The organism is Streptomyces diastaticus subsp. diastaticus, assembly GCF_011170125.1.
Taxonomy (GTDB): Bacteria; Actinomycetota; Actinomycetes; order Streptomycetales; family Streptomycetaceae; genus Streptomyces; species Streptomyces diastaticus.
In genome coordinates, this window is record NZ_BLLN01000002.1 from 285,997 (window position 1) to 305,048 (window position 19,052).

Here is a 19,052-nt window from a genome sequence, read left to right on the forward strand (position 1 = left end):
AGCACGGCCGGCGCCGGCCACCGGGGGCTCAGCGCCGGATCAGGCCGCGCTCCAGAGCTGCCGCGACCGCCGCCGTACGGGAGTCGACGCCGAGCTTGGCGTAGATGTGCACCAGGTGGGACTTGACCGTGGCCTGGCTCAGGTGGAGGCGTTCGCTGATGCGGAGGTTGGACATGCCCTCCGCGACCAGGCCCAGCACCTCCGTCTCCCGCCTGCTCAACGCCGTACCCGGGGTACGCACCCGGCGCAGCAGCCGGTCCGCGACGGCCGGCGCCAGGGTGGTGCGGCCCGCCGCCGCCGTCCGCACCGCCTCGGCCAGCTCCTCCGGCGGGGCGTCCTTGAGCAGGTAGCCGGTGGCGCCCGCCTCGATCGCCGGGAGGGTGTCGGCGTCCGAGTCGTACGTCGTCACCACCAGGACGCGTGGCGCGCCGGGCCGGGCGGTGATCGCGGCGGTGGCCTGCGAACCGTTCATCCGCGCACCGGGCCCGAACTGGAGGTCCATCAGCACCACGTCCACCGCCAGCCGCCCGGCGAGCGCCACGGCCTCCTCGGCGCTGGCGGCCTCCCCGGCGATCTCGAAGTCCGGCTCCGTCTCCAGCACGGCCCGCAGTCCTGCCCGCACGATCGGGTGGTCGTCGGCGAGCAGCAGGCGGATGAGGGTCATCGCGGGGCCTCCGTCACGGGGTCGGGTTCTGGTGCGCGTGCGGGTTCGTACGGGGACGGGGCGGGCGGCAGCGGCAACTGGGCGGCGACGGCCGTGCCCGCACCCGGCCGGGACTCGATCGTCAGCGTGCCGCCGAGGGCCCGCGTCCGGGCGCGCATCGCGGGGATGCCGAAACCGCCCCGGTCCGGGTCGGGCGCGGGCAGCGCGGCCGGCTCGAACCCCCGCCCGTCGTCGACCACGTCCAGCGCCACCGCGTCCCCGAGCCCGCTCAGCGTCACCGCGGCCGTACGCGCGCCGGCGTGCCGCACGGTGTTGCCGAGCGCCGCCTGCGCGATCCGCAGCAGCGCGACCTCGTAGGCGGTGGAGAGCGGGCCCGGATCGTGGGCCAGATGGAAGCGGACGGTCACCGGTGAGGTGGCCGAGGTGGTGGCGCAGAGCCGTTCCAGGGCACCGGCCAGCGTCGTCCCCTCCAGATCCTGCGGGGCGAGGGCGGCGACGAACCGGCGCGCCTCGGCGAGGTTGTCGGCGGCGGCCTGGCGGGCCTGCTCGACGTACCGCCCGGCGCCGTCCGTACCGCCGTCGGCGCCCAGCGACCGCTGGGCCGCGCGCAACAGCAGCTGGATGCTGCTCAGCCCCTGCGCCAGGGTGTCGTGGATCTCCCGCGCCAGCCGCTCCCGCTCGGCCATCACCCCGGCCGTGTGCTGCGCCGCCGCCAGGTCGGCCCGGGCCCGGGTCAGCTCCTCGATGAGCCGCCGCCGCTGCTCGCTCTCCCGGTACAGCGCCTGGTAGCCCCGGACCACCGCGATCGCCACGGCGGCCCCGATCACCGGCCCGATCGCGGCCGCCGCCGTGAACCGGCCCTGGTGCGCCGCGTACGAGCAGACCGCCACCCCCGTCGTCAACGCCACCGCCGACGGCCCCGCCCGCCCCGCCAGCAGGTGGAGCTGCACGAAGAACAACGGAAACGCCAGCCACATCGCATCCGCCGTCAACGCCAGCAACCCCGCCCACAGCACCCCCACCCCCACCAGCCAGACCACGGCCCCCCGCCGCGACCGCCGTACCGCCGGCAGCACCGGCCCCACCGCGTACACCGCCCCGAACGCCGCCCCCACCGCCCCGACGGCCCACGCCTGTCCCCCGCCCCCGACGAACGCCCGCCCCACCGCCATCACCAACAGCGCCCCCACCAGCAGGTGCAGACACCAGGCGAGCACCCGGGGCGCGGGCGTGGCGAGGGACCCGCGCCGGGGCGCGGGGCCGGGGGCTGGGACGGGGGTGGTGCTGGGCACGGCGCTCTCCGGACGGCGGGGGGCGGCCGTCACCTGCGAGAAGCGGCCGTCCTCCCACGGTACGGAAGGACGGGGGTGGTGCCATCGACCGAAAGATGGAAGGGGCGGGGCCCGTCAGCCCGTCGCGGGAGAGACCGGACGAAGCCCTCCCGGCTGTCGGCCCCGCCCCACGTGCCCGCCGTCCCGGGAGAACGAGTCGGACCGCGTCGAGGAGGGACCCGCTCGCCGCGAGGTGGTCAGCGGCCGCACGGCCGGGTCGGGACGGAACCACCGCCCGCGCCCTCCGCGTCCCTCGCATCACCCGGTCGCCGGCCGGGGCCACCGGTCAGCCCTGCCCCACGCGCCCCACCCAGCGAGGAGCCCCGCCGTGCCCGCCACCCGTTACCTCTACGTCACCCGCCACGCCGAGGCGGCCGCCGACGAGTCCGCGCTCACCGAGGCCGGGCGGCGGCAGGCGGCCTTGCTCGGCGAGCGGCTGGCCGGGGTGGGGCTGACCGCCGTGCGTCACGGGCCGTCGGCCCGGGCGGAGGAGACGGCGCGGATCGTCTGCGAGCGGGTCGGCGGGGTGTCGGCGGAGGCCGCCGAGGAGGCGGGGGACTATCCGCCGTACCTCCCCCGGCGCGAGGAACTGCCCGCCGAGTCGGCCGACGCCACGGTCGAACGCCTCGCGGGGCTTTCCGCCGAGGAGCGTGCGGCCGGACCGGCGCTCGCCCGCGCGGCCGAGGCCCGGTTCACCGGCCCGGCCGAGGGGGACGAGGCCCGGCACGAACTCGTCGTCACCCACGCCTTCCTCGCCGCCTGGCTCGTCCGCGACGCGCTCGACGCCCCGGCCTGGCGCTGGATCGGCCTCAACCACGCCAACACGGGCCTGACCGTGATCCGTTACCCCCCGGGCCGCCCCGCCGCCCTGACGCTCTTCAACGACCTCGGCCACCTGCCGGAGGAACTGCGCCGGCCCGGGTACCCGCCGGAGCTGCGGGCCTGAGCGGGGCAGGCCGGCGGACCGCCAGGGGGCGGGGCGAGGGCGGGTCTCCTGCCCGCCGAAGACCGGGGAGCAGTCGGTGGCGCAGCGCTCCCGCGCGACCCGGGCCGGGGTGGCCGTCCTCGGTCCGGCCGGACGCGGAGAACGGCGAACGGTGCGACCGGCGCGCGACGGTGCGACCGGCGGCCGCAGGCGGTCGAGCCGGGCGCCTGCCCGGAGCACCCGCACCGGCAGCACCGGCACCCCCGCCCCGCTCTCCCGCGCCAGGACCCCGCCACCCAGGCCCTCTTTGCCGGAACGGCAACGCCCTTTGCGCTCTCCGCCGCCGTCGCCCCATGCTCGGCCCCAGCAGCTACTGAAGGGAGCCCCTCATGCCCACCCCCTACGACGTCATCGTCATCGGCGGCGGCGCGGCCGGTCTGGCCGGTGCCGTCACGCTCGGCCGAGCCCGCCGCTCCGTCCTCGTCGTCGACGCGGGCGAACCGCGCAACGCCCCGGCCGCGGGCGTCCACACCTTCCTGAGCCGCGAAGGCGTCAGCCCGCGGGAGCTGCTGCGGACCGGCCGGGCCGAGGTCGCCGCGTACGGCGGTGAGCTGCGCGAGGGGACGGTCACCGACGCCCACCGCGAGGACGGTCTCTTCCGGGTCGCCCTGGCCGACGGTTCCTCGGCGACCGCCCGCCGCCTCCTGGTCACCACCGGGGTCACCGACGAACTCCCGCCGGTCCCCGGCCTCGCCGCACTCTGGGGCAAGGACGTGCTGCACTGCCCGTACTGCCACGGCTGGGAGGCCCAGGACCTGCCCACCGGTGTCCTCGCCACCGGCCCCCTCGCCGTCCACCAGGCCCTGCTGTGGCGTCAGTGGACGAAGGAGCTGACGCTGTTCACGCACACCACCTCCGGCCCCACCGCCGAGGAGCGCGAGCAGCTCGAGGCCCGGGGGACCCGGATCGTCGAAGGCGAGGTCGCGGGGCTGGCGACCGACGCCGAGGGACGTCTCGCGGGCGTCGAGCTGGCCGACGGCAGCACGGTGCCGGTGCGCGCCCTGGCGACCGGCGGCACCCTCGCGGCGCGCGCCGGCTTCCTCACCGGCCTCGGCCTGGCGACGGTCCCGGTGGAGGTCGGCGGCACCGTCGTCGGCAGCCGACTGGACACCGACCCGACGGGGCTGACCAGCGTCCCCGGCGTCTGGGCGGCCGGCAACGTGGCCAGCCCCACCGACCAGGTCGTGCTCTCCGCGGGCGCCGCCGTCCGCGCCGCCGCCATGCTCAACATGGACCTCGTCACCGAGGAGACCCGCCTCGCGGTCGAGGCCCACCGGGCGGCCCGCTGAGCGCGCCCCCGGGCAGACGAAAGCCCGGCCGGACCTGTCGCGAGCGATCAGGTCCGGCCGGGCCGTCAGGTGGCGGTCAGCCCTGCTCCGGGGCGCCTCCGAGCTGGGCGGCGGCCGTCTCCACGGCGCTGCGCTCGGGAGCGGCGGGCTCGGTGCCCGGGGCGGGGCGGCAGGTGAAGCCGAGGCGGGTCAGCGCCCGCGTCACCTCGCCGGCGCTGAAGTCACGCCGGTCCTGGCGGGTGATGACCTCCCCGACCTGCTTGACCGGGTAGTGGTGGCGGCCGATGATCACGTACTCGCCGGTGACCGGCTCGGGCTTGACGCCCTTCATCTTCGCCACCACCTCGCTCTTGACGAGGTCGAAGGGGAAGCGGGCGATGACACAGCGCATGGGTGCCTCAACTCACGTGGTTTCGAAGGGGACCGGCGCCGGACAGCGCTCCCGGCCGGCCGGTCGGGAAGGGGAGCGCGAGGACGCCATGAGCGTATCCGTCCGCACCCGTGGCGGGCGAGGATTCGGGCAGGCGTGCTGCCCGCGGGCCACCGCCCACCGTACGGGCGAGGCCCGGCCCGAGCGGTACTCGGAGCCGGACCACGTCCGCGACGCGCCCCGGACGCCACCCGGCCCCGTCAGGACGAGGGGCCGGACGGACCGGGGCGCGGGCTCAAGCGGCCGAGCCGAGCGACGTGGCGCCGCCCTGCCCGGCCGGGCGGGACCGCACGGCCGCCGCGCGGCGCGCCTGCGCGGCGGGACTGCGCCGTCCGCGCGAGGAGGCCGCGCCACGACGGGGCGAGGCGGGCGCGGGGGCCCGCAGGGTGACGGGCACACCGGAGGGCTTCCGGGCGCCGGTGATGCGGCTCAGCTCGGCCTCGCCGGACCGCACCCGGGTGGTCTGCGGGGTGATCCCCGCGTCGGCCATCAGGCGGCTCATCGTGCGGCGCTGCTCGGGCAGGACCAGCGTGACGACGCTGCCGGAGGCTCCGGCGCGCGCGGTGCGGCCACCGCGGTGCAGGTAGTCCTTGTGGTCGGCCGGCGGATCGACGTTGACGACGAGGTCGAGGTCGTCGACGTGGATGCCGCGGGCGGCGACGTTGGTGGCGACCAGCGCGGTGACGTGCCCGTCGCGGAACTGCGCCAGCGTGCGCGTGCGCTGCGCCTGCGAGCGGCCGCCGTGCAGGGCGGCGGCGCGGACACCGTTGCGGAGCAGGTGCTCGGCGAGCCGGTCCACGGCGTGCTTGGTGTCCAGGAAGAGGATCACCCGCCCGTCACGGGCCGCGATCTCGGTGGCCAGGGCGTGCTTGTCGGGCCCGTGCACCTGGAACAGGTGGTGCTCCATGGTGGTGACGGCCCCGGCCGACGGGTCGACGGAGTGGACGGTCGGGTCGTCCAGGTAGCGGCGGACCAGCAGGTCGACGTTGCGGTCGAGGGTCGCCGAGAAGAGCAGCCGCTGCCCGCCCGGGCGCACCTGGTCGAGCAGTTCGGTGACCTGCGGCATGAAGCCCATGTCGGCCATCTGGTCGGCCTCGTCCAGCACGGTGGCGCCCACCTGGTCCAGGCGGCAGTCGCCCCGGTCGATGAGGTCCTTCAGCCGTCCCGGCGTCGCCACGACGACCTCCGCGCCGCCGCGCAGCGCCGACGCCTGCCGTCCGATGGACAGCCCGCCGACCACCGTGGTCATCCGCAGCCGCAGGGAGCGGGCGTACGGCGTGAGCGCCTCGGTGACCTGCTGCGCCAGCTCTCGGGTGGGGACCAGGACCAGGCCGAGCGGGCTGCGCGGTTCCGCGCGCCGCCCCTCCAGCCGCGCCAGCAGTGCGAGGCCGAAGGCGAGGGTCTTGCCGGAGCCGGTGCGGCCCCGGCCGAGGATGTCGCGTCCGGCCAGCGAGTTCGGCAGGGTCGCCGCCTGGATCGGGAACGGCTGGGTGACGCCCTCGGCGGTCAGGCAGGCCAGCAGCGCGGACGGCAGGCCGAGCCGGTCGAAGGAGTCGACGGGCGGCAGGGCGGGGGTGCCGGTGGCGGGCGGGGCGAACTCGCCGCGGGCTCCGGCCCGGGTGCGCTCCCCGCCGGAGCGGCGGCCGCCCTGGGGGCCGCCTCGGCCCGGGGAGCGGTAGCGGTCGGGGGTGGCGGAGCGGGGGGCGCCGGCGCCCCGGTGGCCGCCGGAGCGCCGGCCGGTGCGGTCGTCGCTGCGACTCGCGCGGTTCTGGTTCACGGGAACCTCCTCGTTGCGGAACGCCGGGGAATCCCGGCCGCGCGGAGCTGGAACGCGGAAGAGTCACCGATACGAACCGAAGAAAATGCGGGGAAAGCAGAAATCTGGAACAGGCAAGGGGACGCGCCGAAGATGCGCTCGCGCCTTGTCGAAAAGAGCCCGGGCCATTCGGGCCGCGTTCTCCGGGGTCGGCGCGGGCCGGTCGGATCACGGTCGTTCATCTCGGCGTGGGACTCTCGCCCCGCCGTGGTGTGGCTGTGCGGCGTGCCGCCGCGGTGCTTTCGGCGTGCGGCACTCGGGTCACTCGCTTCGCGGCACGTGGGCCGCGGCCCGGCCGCACGGCCGGGTGTCCTCACGGTACAGGGGGCCGCGGGTGCGTCCACTCGGTGGTGGACAGGGGTCCGGGCGGGACGGAGTCCCGTCGGGGAGTGTCGGGACGCGCGGTCGGTCCGACGGCCCGGGCCCGGCGGTTCGCGCATCAGGGGGCGAGGGCGACCGGCACTCCGGCGGAGCGGCACCCGAGGGGGCTCCGGCGAAGGGGCCGGGGGTGGCGAGGCGACTACGCCTCACCTGGGAAAACCGGGGAACGCACGAGCTGGGGCCCGCACCCAAGGTGCGGGCCCCAGCTGCGTCTACGCTACCGCCAGGCGTCAGGCAGGAACGATGTTCTCGGCCTGCGGGCCCTTCTGGCCCTGCGTGACGTCGAACGTGACCTTCTGGCCTTCCAGCAGCTCACGGAAGCCGGAGGTGGCGATGTTCGAGTAGTGGGCGAAGACGTCGGCGCCGCCGCCGTCCTGCTCGATGAAGCCGAAGCCCTTTTCCGCGTTGAACCACTTCACGGTGCCAGTAGCCATGTCATATCTCCTTCGGGGCAATTCACCGGGACCCGCACTGTGCGAATCCCGCGCCGCCGCGATGATTACCCCGCCCGGAGAAAAATCTCCGGAAATACACAAGCGTTCCTGCTGATGGCCGTCGATTTCTCGTCGGACCCTCCGCGAAGGAGCGTGAAATTCTGGGAACCACAACTGCAACTGGTACCGACACTAGCACGCGGCCTCCGCCGGCGGAGGGGCCGAAAGCGCCCATTCGGCGGCCCCTGGGGATTTCCGCTCACTCTCCGTCCAGGAAATCCGCACCCGCCATGCCGCCTCTTTCTGCACCAGCCGCGACAGATATGCGCCCACCGGCTCGCGCGGCGGCACCTCCGGCCCCGGGCCCGCCGACCCCGGGCCTACCCCTGCCGCGGGGATCGAACCCCACGACACTCCGGGAAAAACTGTCACGGCCACGTTAGACAGAGGACCTTCCCGGAGTTAGCCTTTTTTCTCCGGGTGCTGCGATCCGCCGGAGTCCCGAGCCCACCGTGTGCAGCGGAAAGGCCGGGGAGAACTTCCTCCGGAAGGAGCAGCGATCCGTCCCACGAAGAGGTGCAGGTGACCCGTAAGACCCCGCCGGACCCGACGGACAAGTTCGACGACGAGGACTACCCCGCGTACACCATGGGCCGCGCGGCCGAGATGATCGGCGCGACCCCGGCGTTCCTGCGGGCCGTCGGCGAGGCCCGCCTGATCACGCCGCTGCGCTCGGCGGGCGGCCACCGCCGGTACTCGCGCTACCAGCTCCGGGTGGCCGCGCGCGCCCGGGAGCTGGTCGACCAGGGCACGCCCGTGGAGGCCGCCTGCCGCATCGTGATCCTGGAGGACCAGCTCGAGGAGGCCCTCCGCGTCAACGAGCGGCTGCGCCACGCCTCCGCGGTCCCCGGCGAGGGCTCCCGCGACTGAGCGGCGCTCCGGCCCGGCTCAGAACAGGGGCAGGGTGACGGTCACGCACTTGCCGCCGCCGGGCTGCAACCGTACGGAGACGTCCTGCGCGAGGCGGCGTACCAGCGGCCAGCCGTATCCGCCGACCAACGGGCGGTCGGGATCGAAAGGGCCGTCGGCGCGGGTGGTGGTCGGGACGGCCGAGCTGGCGTCGCTGACGTGCAGGGTCAGGTGGGCGTCGCCGAGCTGGACGTCGAAGCCGGTGAGGCCGCCACCGTGCCGGATGGCGTTGGTGACCAGTTCCGAGGTGACCAGCAGTACGTCGGCGACGACCACGCTCTCGCCGAGGCCGCCGCCCGCCTCCGCCACGGCGTCCGGGCCGAAGCTGTCGCGCAGCGCGTGCTGGACCAGGTCGCGGGCCTCGCCCGCCGTGGCGGGCACCGCCGCGCCGCGCCGCGCCCCACGACGGCGCGGAGCCGACACGATCCGCGGCGCGTCCCCGGGGCGGCGCAGGACGCCGGGACGGTGGTCGCCCTCGGCGCGGGCGAGGCCCTGCCGGAACTGGATCAGGTCTCCGTCGCCTTCGTCGACTGTCACGGCTGGCCCCCTTGCGTCGGTACGGCTGCTCGGCTCTGCGGTTGCGGTACGGCCTTCTCGTCCCGGACCGGCCCCGGGCCCCCGGCGGAGCTGCCGCCGGGGACCGGGTACCCGCGGACGGCCGGGTTCATTGCTCCCGGGCGACCTGGACGGTGGGCGCCGTCTCGAACGCCGCGAGCGTGCCGGTGACCTCGAAGAGCCGGGAGACGAGGTCGCTCATGGGCCCGGCGATGATCAGGCGCCGCTCCCGCTCGCGGTGATCGCGCAGGGCGCGCAGCAGACTGCCGAGGATGCTGGAGTCGGCGAAGCTGGTCCCGGACAGGTCCACGACCGTCCGGGGCGCCGCCTCGCGCAGCGCCCGGGCCAGCGCGGCGTCCAGGGCGGGTGCGGTGTGCAGGTCCACGTCGCCGTGGACGCCGATGACGAAGGCGGACGGTTCCGCGCTCGTCGTGATGTCCATCCCCGATCTCTCCAGCATGCTCCTTACCTCCTTCTTCACGTGCGCCCGGAACGGCGCGGCCCCCGAGGGGGTGTCCGCGCGGGCCCGGGCCGCGGGCCCGCGGATCTCGCCGGTGGCCGCGGGGACGCACGGTGCGGTTCTCGCGGCCGGGGTTCTTCTCCTGGCGTTCCACGAATCCCACTCCTCGGTTCGGACGGTCCGTTCCGTTCAGCGCTTTTTGCCACGATCCCCCTGTTCAAACGGGCCCCGGCCGCGGACAGGGAATTCCCGGAAGGCGCGGGTTCCCGCTCCGGGAGCGCGCCGGGGAAAGGCCGTCCGCGCCCGGGGAGCCGGCTTCCTGGACCCGGATTCCGGCACGCGGCAAAGGGTTCGGGTCCCGCCCGGTGAAGGGCGCGGCCAGGTCGGTGGCCCCGCCGCCGACCGGCGCGGACACCGGAGCACGGCGGGCCGGCGGCACGGGCCCGGGACCGTCACGCCGGGCCGCCCGTTCCCTCGCGATTCCTCCGCCTCTCCGGGAAGTCGGCAGCGGAATGCGGCACGCCGCACAGGGCGGAGTGGCGGTGCGGCTGACCGCACCGGAGGCGGCGGAAGGAGAATTCCGAGGGGCCGGACGTACCGGATTCCGGCCGGGACGGGCCCACGGGTGTCCCCGGACCGTGTCTCAGGCCTGCCGGGGCTCCTGGCCGACCAGGTACCCGTGGGTCCCGGTGACCGCGAGCAGCTTCTCCAGGCGGGCCGGGCGGTTCTCCAGGCGAAGGAGGCAGTCGGCGGCGCGGGCGCGGCGGCCGAGCATCAGCAGGGCCGCCAGTCCCAGCGCGTCGCAGGTGGTGAGCCCGGCGCACTCCAGCCGCAGCAGCCGGGGGGCGGGGGGCGTCTCCAGATGGCGGGCGACGGCCCGCACCAGGGCGTCGGCGCTCTCGTGGTCGAGGCTGCCGGCGAGCCGCAGGCCGAGGGTGCCGGGGGCGTCCGGCTCGGCGGTGAGGGTCAGGCCGGTGTCGTCGAGGTCGTCCGGAGGGGTCATGCGGGCTTCCGGGGCCGGTCGGGTGCGGGGAGGTCAGGCGGTGGCGAGGGCGGCGCCGCCCCGGCGGAGCAGGCGGGTGGCGCGGGGGAAGTCGCGCAGCGGCTCGCCGAGCAGTTCCAGGGCGGGGGCGAGGGAGCGGGCGGGTACGCCACGCGCGTCGAGGATGCCCGCGGTCCAGGTGAGGAAGCCGGTGAACAGCTCGTCGTCGTCGACGTAGAGGGCGGTGGCGAGGAAGTCGACGATGTGGGCGATGTCCTCGGCGGTGCGTTCCCGCTGGCGTTCGGTGTAGGCGCGCAGGGCGGGGACGCGGTCGGCGAGCCCGTCCACGGTCTCCCGGACCAGCCGGGTCCGGCCGCGGCTGACCAGCGTGTACTCCTGGTCGGCGAGGTGTGGCAGGTCCTCCACCGGCTCGTGCGGGACGGCCGGGGGGACGGCCGGTCCGCCCGCGGCCAGCTCGGCGGCGGCGCGGGCGTCCGGGGCCCAGCCGTCGGCGCCGAGCAGCCGCGCGTACCGCCCGTCGGTGCCGAAGGCGGCTCCGCCCGCGAGGACCGGCACCCCGGCGGCCTGGCAGGCGGTGATGGCGGCGTGCGCCGTGGGCAGCCGGGTGGGGATCGAGGAGGAGAGCGCGACCAGGTCGGGCCCGCTCTGGTGGAGGTGGGCGATGAGGTGCGGGGTGGGGGCCTGGGCGCCGAGGAAGTCGACCCGCCAGCCGCGCAGCCGCAGCGTCTCGGCGAGCAGCCGGGCGGGCAGGGCGTGCCACTCGCCCTCCACGCAGGCCACGGTGATCCTCCCGCGTGCCGCGCGGGGCGGCGGTGAGCGGTGGGCGAGGGCGGCGATGATCCGGTCGTTCACGGCGGTCGCGACGTGTTCCTGGGCGACGGTGAGCCGGTTGGCGGCCCACCCGAGCCCCACCTCCGCCTGGACGGGTCCGATCACGTCGAGCAGCGCCTGCTCGACGGTGAGCCCCTCGTCGAGGGCGGTGAACAGGACACCGGCCGCCGCGTACTCGTCGCCGGCCAGCAGGGCGTCCTGAAGCAGCCCGCGCAACGGCTCGGCCGAGCCGCCGGTCACAGCGGTCGCGACGCCCTGGGGCGTACGTGTCGTCATGCGTCGCCCCTGCCCCCGAGGGCGGTGCTCACCACGCCTGCCGTGGATTTCGGCACGGTGACGGCGACCATGGCCATGTCGTCGTGCTCACCGCCGCCCACCCACTGGGTGGCCAGCATCTGCACGCGTTCGACGACGGCCTCCGCGGGCATCCCGGCGCACTCGGCGAGCGCCTCGCGCAGCCGCTCCTCGCCGAACATCCGGTCGCCGAACGGGCCGCCGCGCGCCTCGGTGACGCCGTCGGTGTAGAGCAGGCAGGTCTCCCCGGCGCGCAGCGTGACCCGGGCGGTGGTGGCCTCGACCTCGGGCAGCGCGCCGACCAGCGAGCCCCGGGTGTCGGCCGCCTCGACGGTGCCGTCGGCGCGGACCAGCAGGGGCGGCGGGTGTCCGGCGCTGGTCAGGTCAAGGCGTACGGCGTCGCCGTCGCGGATCGCGGAGGCGAGGACGAGGGTGGCGAAGCGGGTGTGGTGGGAGCTGAGCAGCGAGTCGTTGAGCATCCGCAGGACGCGCGGGTGGTCGTCGGCCATCGGCAGCAGCGCCTGGAGGGTGTTGCGGATCCTGCCGGTGAGGACGGCGGCGTCCAGGCCCTTGCCGCAGACGTCGCCGAGGACCACCAGCGAGGCCCCGGCCTCGCCCGCCTCGGGGTGGACGTCGTAGAAGTCGCCGCCGACCCGCTCGCCGCGCTCGGAGGCCCGGTAGCCGCCGGCGAACTCGACCCCGCGGATCTGCTCCAGGCGGGGCGGCAGCAGTTCGCGCATGAGCGTCGCGGTGACGGCGGCCTGCTCGGCGTACATCCGGGCGGCGGAGAGGGCGGCTCCGGCGCGGGCGGCGAAGAGGCGGGCGAAGACCTCCTCGGGCTCGGTGAAGCCGCGCTTGCCGTCGCGGCGGAGCAGGATCAGCGCCCCCGCCGGGACGCCGTGGCCCGGCAGCGGGACGACGGCGACCGCGCCGACCGGCCCGCCGAACTCCTCGGGCACCACCCAGTCGGGCAGCGCCTCCGGATCGATCCAGCGCGAGGGGACGGGCGGGAAGCCCTGGAGCGCCTCGGCGAGTCCGGGCAGGTCGGCCGGGTCGAGGGTGAGCAGGGCCCGGGTCGAGCCGCCGCCGTCCACCGCCCGGGCCAGCGGGGTGCGCCGCCCGCCGCCGGAAAGGACCACGACGACGCCGTCGGCGAGGTGGCGGGCGGCGAGCTGCGCGGTCACCTCCATGCAGCGTTCGGTGTTGAGGGTGGCGAGCAGCGCGTTGGAGGCTTCGGCGAGGAAGGCGGTGCGTTCGCGTTCGACGGCGAGCGCGGCCTCGGCGGCGGCCCGCTCGGTGTCGTCGCTCAGCCACCAGACGAGGTGCGGGGTGCCGCCGTCCCGGCCCGGGGCGGGCACGGCGCGGTAGACCCGTTCGCCGACCGGTCCGGAAGCGGGCTCGCCCGCCTCCCCGGTCCGCGGCGCCGGGCCCGCTCCGACCGCCGCCCGGTGTGCCGCGCCCAGCCACCGGGGTACGGCCGCGGAGAGCGGGGCACCGGGGACGGCGGCCGGGAACAGCGCGGCGGCGTGCGCGTTGGCGGTGACGACGGCGCCGGCCATGTCGGCGGCCAGGACCGGCCAGGGGGCGTCGTACCCGGCGCCGGGTAGGGCCGGGTGCCCGGTACGCGCCCGGGGCGCGCCGACGGGGGAACTCCTCGTAGCGTCCACGTGTGCGGGCCCTTCGCTGGAGCCCTGCCACCTTTCCGGTAGATCGACGACGGTCCTCCCCCGGTGCACCATCCCGCAGGACCGGCACGCCCGGCAAGCCGCCCTCGGCTTCGCCCCCGGGCCCGCCGGCGGACGACGAGACGGTGCTCACACTGCCGCCACGCTCCTGAGCGCCCGGACCGCGCGTGGTCGGGGACCACCCCGTCACTCGTGTACGGTGGTGATTACCGACGCGGGGTGGAGCAGCTCGGTAGCTCGCTGGGCTCATAACCCAGAGGTCGCAGGTTCAAATCCTGTCCCCGCTACCAAGATCCGGCCCCCGGGTGCGTACAGCGCCCGGGGGCCGGATGCTTTTCCGGCGCGCGTCCCTGGCCGGGGGACGGGGCGTACGGTCCCGTGGTCGCGGGAGAGGGCGGCCCCGGGGCGGGCGGGGCCCCGGCGGGAGTTCGTTCCCCTCCGTCGAAGAACTCCGCACCTCCCCGTGGGGCCCGGCCCTCGGTCCTCCGCCCGTGCCCGCGCGCGGCGGGACGAGAGCTCCCCCGCCGCCGCTCGTACCGCCCGCGCGCGTGCGAGTGGGACACGGCCCCGGGAGACGGACTCTCGGGCAGCCGTGGCGACCGACCGGAACAGTCTGCGGGAACCGGGCAGAAACTGGAACCATTTTCTGGAATCCGTTTCTGGTAAGGGTGTTCTAGGCTGACGCTCACCGCTTTCGCCCGCCGCGCCCCGCGCCGCCCCACCCCGAGGACACCTCACCCGATGAGCCCGAAGCAGCAGCGCGGCGCGGCCACCGTCGAACGGGCCCTGGCGGCCGCCCTGTCCGTCTACGCGCGGGAGGGCGAGCAGGGCCTCACCGTCGGCGCGATCACCCGGGCGGGCGCCCTCAGCCCGGGAAGCCTCTACCACCACTTCGGCAACCTCGACGGGCTCGTCCACGCCCTCGTGCAGCGGTGGCTGGAGCGTCTGCTCGCCCCGCTGGCCACCGCCCTGCTGGAGGCGGACTCCGCGCGGGACGGCGTCCGCGCCGCCGTCCGCGCCTACCTCGGCTTCGTCCGGGAACACCCCGACGCCGCCCGCCTCCTGCACTCCGCCACCGCCGACCGCCACGGCATGGCCCACGCCCGCGAGCTCCGCGACGCCCAGGAGGCCCGCCTCTCCCCGCTCGCCGCCTGGCTCCAGCACCACGTCGCCACCGGCGAACTGGCCGCGCTCCCCCCCTCGCTGCTCGAATCGCTGATCCTCGGCCCGGTCGTCGCCACCGCCCGCCGGCACCTCACCCTCGGCGACACCGACCTCGACGAGGCCGCCCGCGAACTCCCGGACCGGATCTGGGCGGCGGTGCGCGGATAGGCGTCCCGGCCCCGGGCGGGCACGGCACCGCGGCCCGCATCACCATTCCCCTTGAGCACACCAAGAGTTCCCCAAGGGGAATTTTCCGCCAATTATCGCGCCACGTTCGCCACCGCACCCGCCGACCGCGTTCCGCGCACCAGGAACACCGCCCGGCCCCATCCACACCTCGACGACCGGATCGCGCCCACGACCTGGCGGAATCGAGCGACCCACGGGTCGCCACCCTGGCCCTCTTCGAACTCAAGAAGCAATCACCCACGCTCATTTGTGCGAAATCCGCGGTGAATGCAAGAAGGTGCGACCCACTCCACCAGAACTAAAGAGCGAGTAAAGGGCCACCCGGATCGCCTTTTCTCATCGGGCCCGCTCGGCAATCGCTTTACGCTGTTGGCGTTCGGTCGGCACCGGGCCGGGTCCGGAGAGGAGGCACCGTGCGAACCGCCCTCGGTCGTGTCGTCGGCGCCCTCCTCGCCGGCCTCCTCCTGGCTCTCCCGTTCACCGGAACGGCGCCCGCTCCATCCGAGAACGGCGCCCGGAGCCACGCCCCCGCCGCGCCACAGGACGCACCGGCCGGGGCGGTGTGGGCCGTGGAGCCCGCCCAGGCCACCTGCGTCCCCCCTGAACGCTCCGGCGAGATCGGCGCCCTGCGCCACTCCCGCGACCGGCACCGGACCTCGGCCGGCGCCCCCGGCGACGGGCCCTGCCGCACCGCCCTGCCGGACGCCACCGCCGCCACGCACGGGACCGCCGGCCGCGCGGCGCCCTCCGGCGCCACGCACGCGGCGAGAGCCTCCGGCCTCCACGAACCCGCCGCCCTGCAGGTCTTCCGCCGCTGAGCCGATCCCGCGGCACGCCCGGACGCCCCCGTGCGCCCGGCCGTCACCCCCGGGTCCCGGCTCGGGGCCGTGCCGGCACGCCGCCGGCGCCACCCCTCATGTCCGCACCGACGCGCCGCATCCGGCGCGCCAGGAGGAACACTGATGCAGCCGCTCATCGATCACGCCCGCTCGTACCACCGCCGCTCGGCCGAGCGCCCCGAGGAGTTCGCCCGGCTCGCCCAGGGCCAGGCCCCCCAGGTCCTCTTCATCACCTGCTCCGACTCACGGGTCGTCCCCGCCCTGATCACGGGCGCCCGCCCCGGCGAACTCTTCGAGCTGCGCACCGCGGGCAACATCGTCCCGCCGTACGCCTCCCGGCCGCCCACCGGGGAGGCCGCCACCGTCGAGTACGCCGTCGAGGTGCTCGGCGTCGCGGACATCGTCGTCTGCGGCCACTCGCACTGCGGTGCCGTCGGCGCCCTGGTCCGCGGCGACGACCTGACCGCCGTCCCCGCCGTACGCGACTGGTTCGCCCACGCCGCGCCCCGCCCCGAGGGCCCGGCCGGGGACCCGGCCGTCGGCGGCGCCGTGCAGAACCACGTCCTCACCCAGCTCCTGCGGCTCCGCTCCTACCCGTGCGTCGAACGCCGCCTGGCACACGGCACGTTGCGGATGCACGGCTGGTACTACGAAGTGCACACCGGCTCCGTCCTGGCGCACGACGCCCGCGCCGACCTCTTCCGGGCCCTGTGATGCGGGCCGCGGAGAAGGCCCCTCGCTTCCCCCACCTGAGGCAGGACTTCGCCGCCTCCCTCGTCGTCTTCCTGGTCGCCCTGCCGCTCTGCGTCGGCGTCGCCGTGGCTTCCGGTGTCCCTGCCGAACTGGGCCTGGTCACCGGCATCGTGGGCGGCGTCGTCGCCGGCCTGATGCGCGGCAGCAGCCTCCAGGTCTCCGGTCCCGCCGCCGGCCTGACCGTGCTGGTCCTCGAGGCCGTGCAGGACTTCGGCCTGGCCGTCCTCGGCGTGATCGTGCTCGCCGCCGGGCTGCTCCAACTCGCCATGGGACTGCTGAAGCTGGGCCGCTGGTTCCGGGCCGTCTCGGTCTCCGTGGTCGAGGGCATGCTCGCGGGCATCGGCCTCGTCCTGATCGCCGGGCAGCTCTACGCGGCGGCCGGGCTCGCGGCTCCGGCGGCCGGGCTGGACAAGATCCTCCAGTTGCCCGGTGCGCTGGCCGGGTCCCTCACCAGCCCCACCGCGCTCACCTCGCTCGCCCTCGGCGCGGGCACGGTCGTGGTGATGGCCGGCTGGACGCACCTGCCGCGCCGTGCCCGTGCGGTACCGGGAGCGCTGGCCGCCGTACTCCTGGCGACCGCCGTCTCGCTGGTGTTCAGCCTGCCGGTGGCCACCGTGGAGGTGCACGGACTGCTCGGCTCGATCCAGCCGCCCGACGCCGGCGCCTTCGGGCAGGTGGCGAGCCTGAGCCTGCTCGGCACCGTCCTCGCCTTCACCCTGATCGCCTCCGCCGAGAGCCTGTTCAGCGCGGCGGCCGTCGACCGGATGCACGACGGCCCGCGCACCCGGTACGACCAGGAGCTGGTCGCCCAGGGCGCGGGCAACACCGTCTGCGGGCTGCTCGGCGCCCTGCCCATGACGGCCGTCATCGTCCGCAGCTCCGCCAACGTCCAGGCGGGTGCCCGCACCAGGGCCTCCCGCGTCCTGCACGGCGTCTGGCTGCTGCTCTTCGCCGCCCTGCTGCCCGGCGCCCTCGCACTGATCCCGCTGCCCGCCCTCGCCGGCATCCTCGTCCACGCCGGGTGGAAGCTGATCCCGCTGCGCTCCTTCGCCCCGCTGTGGCGCGAGCACCGGGGCGAGGCGGTGATCCTGGCGGTCACGGCCCTCGCCATCGTCACGGTCAACATGTTCGAGGGTGTCCTGATCGGCCTGGCCCTCGCCGTCGCCAAGACCGCCTGGACCGCCTCCCACGTCAGGCTGGAGGTCATGGACAAGGGCGCGGGTCCGGTCCAGGCGTACCTCTCCGGCAACGCCACCTTCCTGCGCCTCCCCAGGATCCTCGACACCCTCGAGTCCCTTCCCCAGGACCGCCCCGTCGCGCTCGACCTCTCCGGTCTCCACCACCTCGACCACGCCTGCCGCACCGCCCTGGAGAACTGGGCGGCCAGGCACAGCGCCTCGGGGACGGACCAGGTCCGGCTGACCGCGGCGGCGGAGACGGACGCGCGGACGGGGGCGTCGCCGGACTGAGCCCCGGACCGCCGGCGGAGACCCACTCACGCCCGCGCCACCCCGACGGACCAGGCCCCCCGGCGCCCGACGGCGCGGGGGCCCGGTCATCCGAATGGCCCTGCCCTGATCGCCGTCCACCAGTGCGAGGACTAGGAAGGCAAGCAGTCCGCGTATGCCTGTGCAGCGGCGCCGCCTGAGACGGCGCTCGGAACGGAAGGCAATCATGACGACGGAATCGGAAGACCTCACGCCCGACATATCGGCCCAGTCCCCCGCGGCCGGCCCGGAGGAACCGACGACGGCCCACCACGCGCCGGACGACACCGCCGGAGGGGAACCGGGCGACGCCCGGCCGAGGCAGCATCCCGCCTCCTCGGGCACGCCGGCGGGCGAGCCCCCGGCCGGCCCCGTCGACGGCCTGGTCAGAACAGCGGTCACGACGCGCTCGGTGCCCGAGATCGTCGACCTGATCCGCCTGCTGGAGCAGTCGCCGAGCGGAGCGGAGGCCGCGGAGGAGATCCTGCGCACCGCCGCCGTGGAGCGCCCCGTGGACGACGTCTCCGACCTGGTCGCCCTGCTCTCCCGGCCACCGCAGCCGGTCGAGCGCGCCGACGAGGCGATCCATCTGGCGGCCGCGCAACGCCCGATCGGCGACGTCAGCCACCTCGTGGCCCTCCTGCACCGGCCGCCCCACGACTCCCACGCCGGAGAGGAGGCGGTGCACGCGGCCGCCACCGGGCTGACCGTCGAAGAACTGGCCGAGCTCATCGACCGGCTGGAGACCGAACACCCGGCGCCGGCCGAGGACGCGTCCCCGCACGCCCGCTCCCTGCCGACGGACTCCCCCGCCGAGGAGCCGACCGACGCCCGCTCCCCCGGCGACGGCTCCGTCCGCGACGCCCGCACGGACGACACCGGCACGACGACGGCACCGGCGACACCGACCATGGACGGCCCGACGGCACGCCCCGCGACCGGTCGGCGCCACCAGTCCTACCGCCCCCGGCAGGCACCGCACGCCACCTCACGCGAACGGCGAACCGCACCCGCGCCGGCCCTCCCTCACTGGCTGCGCTGGACGACCGTCGCCGCGCTGCTCCTCTGCGCGGCGACCCACTTCCCGCTCCAGCGGGCCGGCCTGCCGGCGGGCGCGTACGGGCTGGCGGCGGGCATCGCGGCCCTGTGCCTCCTGCTGGCGGCCGGCATGTTCCTCCGCCGGCTCCTGCCGGTCCTGATCGCCGGCATCACCCTCATGGGCTCCCTGACCGCGGCACATCTGCTCACCCCGGCGACCGGCCCCCAGGCCCTCACCTCCGCCCTGGCGCCCGGCGGCACACCGGCCGTGCTGCCCGCGGCGGTGGCAGGGGTGCTCTCCCTGCTGGCGCTCACGCTCCTGCTCACCCGCAACCGCTCCCGCGACGACCTGCGGACCGAACAGGCCCCCGGCACCCGGGGCCTACGCCCCCTCCCCGACCGGCGGTGACCCCCGCGAACGCCCCACGCACCCGAAAGGCCCAGGTCAGAGCAGA

18 protein-coding genes and 1 tRNA gene are annotated in these 19,052 nt (G+C 75.8%); 9 read left to right on the top strand and 10 right to left on the bottom strand.

Features of this window, described 5'->3' with window-relative positions; genetic code table 11:
- Positions 1-28: 28 nt before the first annotated feature.
- Together Sdia_RS03095 and Sdia_RS03100 are read right to left on the bottom strand one after the other, a co-directional pair.
- Positions 29-664: a response regulator gene (locus Sdia_RS03095; protein ID WP_100456322.1), complete on the bottom strand. Its 636-nt coding sequence runs from the start codon at positions 662-664 to the stop codon at positions 29-31.
- Positions 661-1,956 carry a sensor histidine kinase gene (locus Sdia_RS03100; RefSeq protein WP_100456323.1) on the bottom strand — a complete coding sequence of 432 codons (1,296 nt, stop codon included), beginning with the start codon at positions 1,954-1,956 and terminating at the stop codon, positions 661-663. Before Sdia_RS03100 ends, Sdia_RS03095 begins: the two co-directional genes overlap by 4 nt.
- 367 nt (positions 1,957-2,323) lie before the next feature.
- Between Sdia_RS03100 and Sdia_RS03105 the strand changes: the two genes are divergently transcribed.
- Both Sdia_RS03105 and Sdia_RS03110 read left to right on the top strand, forming a co-directional pair.
- Positions 2,324-2,941: a histidine phosphatase family protein gene (locus tag Sdia_RS03105; RefSeq protein ID WP_100456324.1), complete on the top strand. Its 618-nt coding sequence runs from the start codon at positions 2,324-2,326 to the stop codon at positions 2,939-2,941.
- A 368-nt stretch (positions 2,942-3,309) separates the two neighbouring features.
- Complete coding sequence (locus Sdia_RS03110) at positions 3,310-4,269, top strand: NAD(P)/FAD-dependent oxidoreductase (protein ID WP_100456325.1); 960 nt, start codon at positions 3,310-3,312, stop codon at positions 4,267-4,269.
- Positions 4,270-4,345: 76 nt separating this feature from the next.
- On the opposite strand, the gene Sdia_RS03115 is transcribed toward Sdia_RS03110, so the two are convergent.
- The 3 genes from Sdia_RS03115 to Sdia_RS03125 form a co-directional block, all read right to left on the bottom strand.
- Positions 4,346-4,660: an SCO5918 family protein gene (locus Sdia_RS03115; protein WP_100456327.1), complete on the bottom strand. Its 315-nt coding sequence runs from the start codon at positions 4,658-4,660 to the stop codon at positions 4,346-4,348.
- A 274-nt stretch (positions 4,661-4,934) separates the two neighbouring features.
- On the bottom strand, positions 4,935-6,476 hold the full coding sequence (locus Sdia_RS03120) for a DEAD/DEAH box helicase (RefSeq protein WP_100456329.1): 1,542 nt from the start codon (positions 6,474-6,476) through the stop codon (positions 4,935-4,937).
- A gap of 650 nt (positions 6,477-7,126) precedes the next feature.
- Positions 7,127-7,330: a cold-shock protein gene (locus Sdia_RS03125; protein ID WP_100456332.1), complete on the bottom strand. Its 204-nt coding sequence runs from the start codon at positions 7,328-7,330 to the stop codon at positions 7,127-7,129.
- 582 nt (positions 7,331-7,912) lie between these two features.
- Between Sdia_RS03125 and Sdia_RS03130 the strand changes: the two genes are divergently transcribed.
- Positions 7,913-8,260, top strand: a complete 348-nt coding sequence (locus Sdia_RS03130; RefSeq protein WP_370464574.1) for a MerR family transcriptional regulator — start codon at positions 7,913-7,915, stop codon at positions 8,258-8,260.
- Positions 8,261-8,278: 18 nt separating this feature from the next.
- Here Sdia_RS03130 and Sdia_RS03135 read toward each other — a convergent pair whose 3' ends face one another.
- The 5 genes from Sdia_RS03135 to Sdia_RS03155 form a co-directional block, all read right to left on the bottom strand.
- Positions 8,279-8,836 carry an ATP-binding protein gene (locus Sdia_RS03135; protein ID WP_115067741.1) on the bottom strand — a complete coding sequence of 186 codons (558 nt, stop codon included), beginning with the start codon at positions 8,834-8,836 and terminating at the stop codon, positions 8,279-8,281.
- Positions 8,837-8,963: 127 nt separating this feature from the next.
- The gene (locus Sdia_RS03140; RefSeq protein ID WP_100456342.1) at positions 8,964-9,314 is read right to left on the bottom strand and encodes an STAS domain-containing protein; all 351 of its coding nucleotides are present in this window, start codon (positions 9,312-9,314) and stop codon (positions 8,964-8,966) included.
- Between the two features lie 643 nt (positions 9,315-9,957).
- Complete coding sequence (locus Sdia_RS03145; protein ID WP_124287535.1) at positions 9,958-10,317, bottom strand: STAS domain-containing protein; 360 nt, start codon at positions 10,315-10,317, stop codon at positions 9,958-9,960.
- Positions 10,318-10,350: 33 nt separating this feature from the next.
- On the bottom strand, positions 10,351-11,424 hold the full coding sequence (locus tag Sdia_RS03150; RefSeq protein WP_100456345.1) for a cobalamin B12-binding domain-containing protein: 1,074 nt from the start codon (positions 11,422-11,424) through the stop codon (positions 10,351-10,353).
- Positions 11,421-13,109, bottom strand: a complete 1,689-nt coding sequence (locus Sdia_RS03155; RefSeq protein WP_189500486.1) for a PP2C family protein-serine/threonine phosphatase — start codon at positions 13,107-13,109, stop codon at positions 11,421-11,423. The genes Sdia_RS03150 and Sdia_RS03155 overlap by 4 nt, the downstream gene beginning before the upstream one ends.
- A 231-nt stretch (positions 13,110-13,340) precedes the next feature.
- Here Sdia_RS03155 and Sdia_RS03160 point away from each other — a divergent pair.
- The 6 genes from Sdia_RS03160 to Sdia_RS03185 all read left to right on the top strand — a co-directional run bounded on the left by Sdia_RS03160 (position 13,341) and on the right by Sdia_RS03185 (position 19,006).
- Positions 13,341-13,417: transfer RNA gene (locus Sdia_RS03160), tRNA-Met, on the top strand.
- A gap of 451 nt (positions 13,418-13,868) precedes the next feature.
- Positions 13,869-14,459, top strand: a complete 591-nt coding sequence (locus Sdia_RS03165) for a TetR/AcrR family transcriptional regulator (RefSeq protein ID WP_100456352.1) — start codon at positions 13,869-13,871, stop codon at positions 14,457-14,459.
- Positions 14,460-14,893: 434 nt separating this feature from the next.
- The gene (locus Sdia_RS03170; RefSeq protein WP_189400691.1) at positions 14,894-15,298 is read left to right on the top strand and encodes a hypothetical protein; all 405 of its coding nucleotides are present in this window, start codon (positions 14,894-14,896) and stop codon (positions 15,296-15,298) included.
- Positions 15,299-15,442: 144 nt separating this feature from the next.
- Entirely contained in the window at positions 15,443-16,033 is a 591-nt protein-coding gene (locus Sdia_RS03175; protein WP_185393274.1) for a carbonic anhydrase, read from the top strand.
- Positions 16,033-17,541: a SulP family inorganic anion transporter gene (locus tag Sdia_RS03180; protein WP_189500487.1), complete on the top strand. Its 1,509-nt coding sequence runs from the start codon at positions 16,033-16,035 to the stop codon at positions 17,539-17,541. The genes Sdia_RS03175 and Sdia_RS03180 overlap by 1 nt, the downstream gene beginning before the upstream one ends.
- Before the next feature lie 205 nt (positions 17,542-17,746).
- Positions 17,747-19,006 carry a hypothetical protein gene (locus Sdia_RS03185; RefSeq protein WP_189500488.1) on the top strand — a complete coding sequence of 420 codons (1,260 nt, stop codon included), beginning with the start codon at positions 17,747-17,749 and terminating at the stop codon, positions 19,004-19,006.
- The last annotated feature ends 46 nt before the right edge of the window (positions 19,007-19,052 follow it).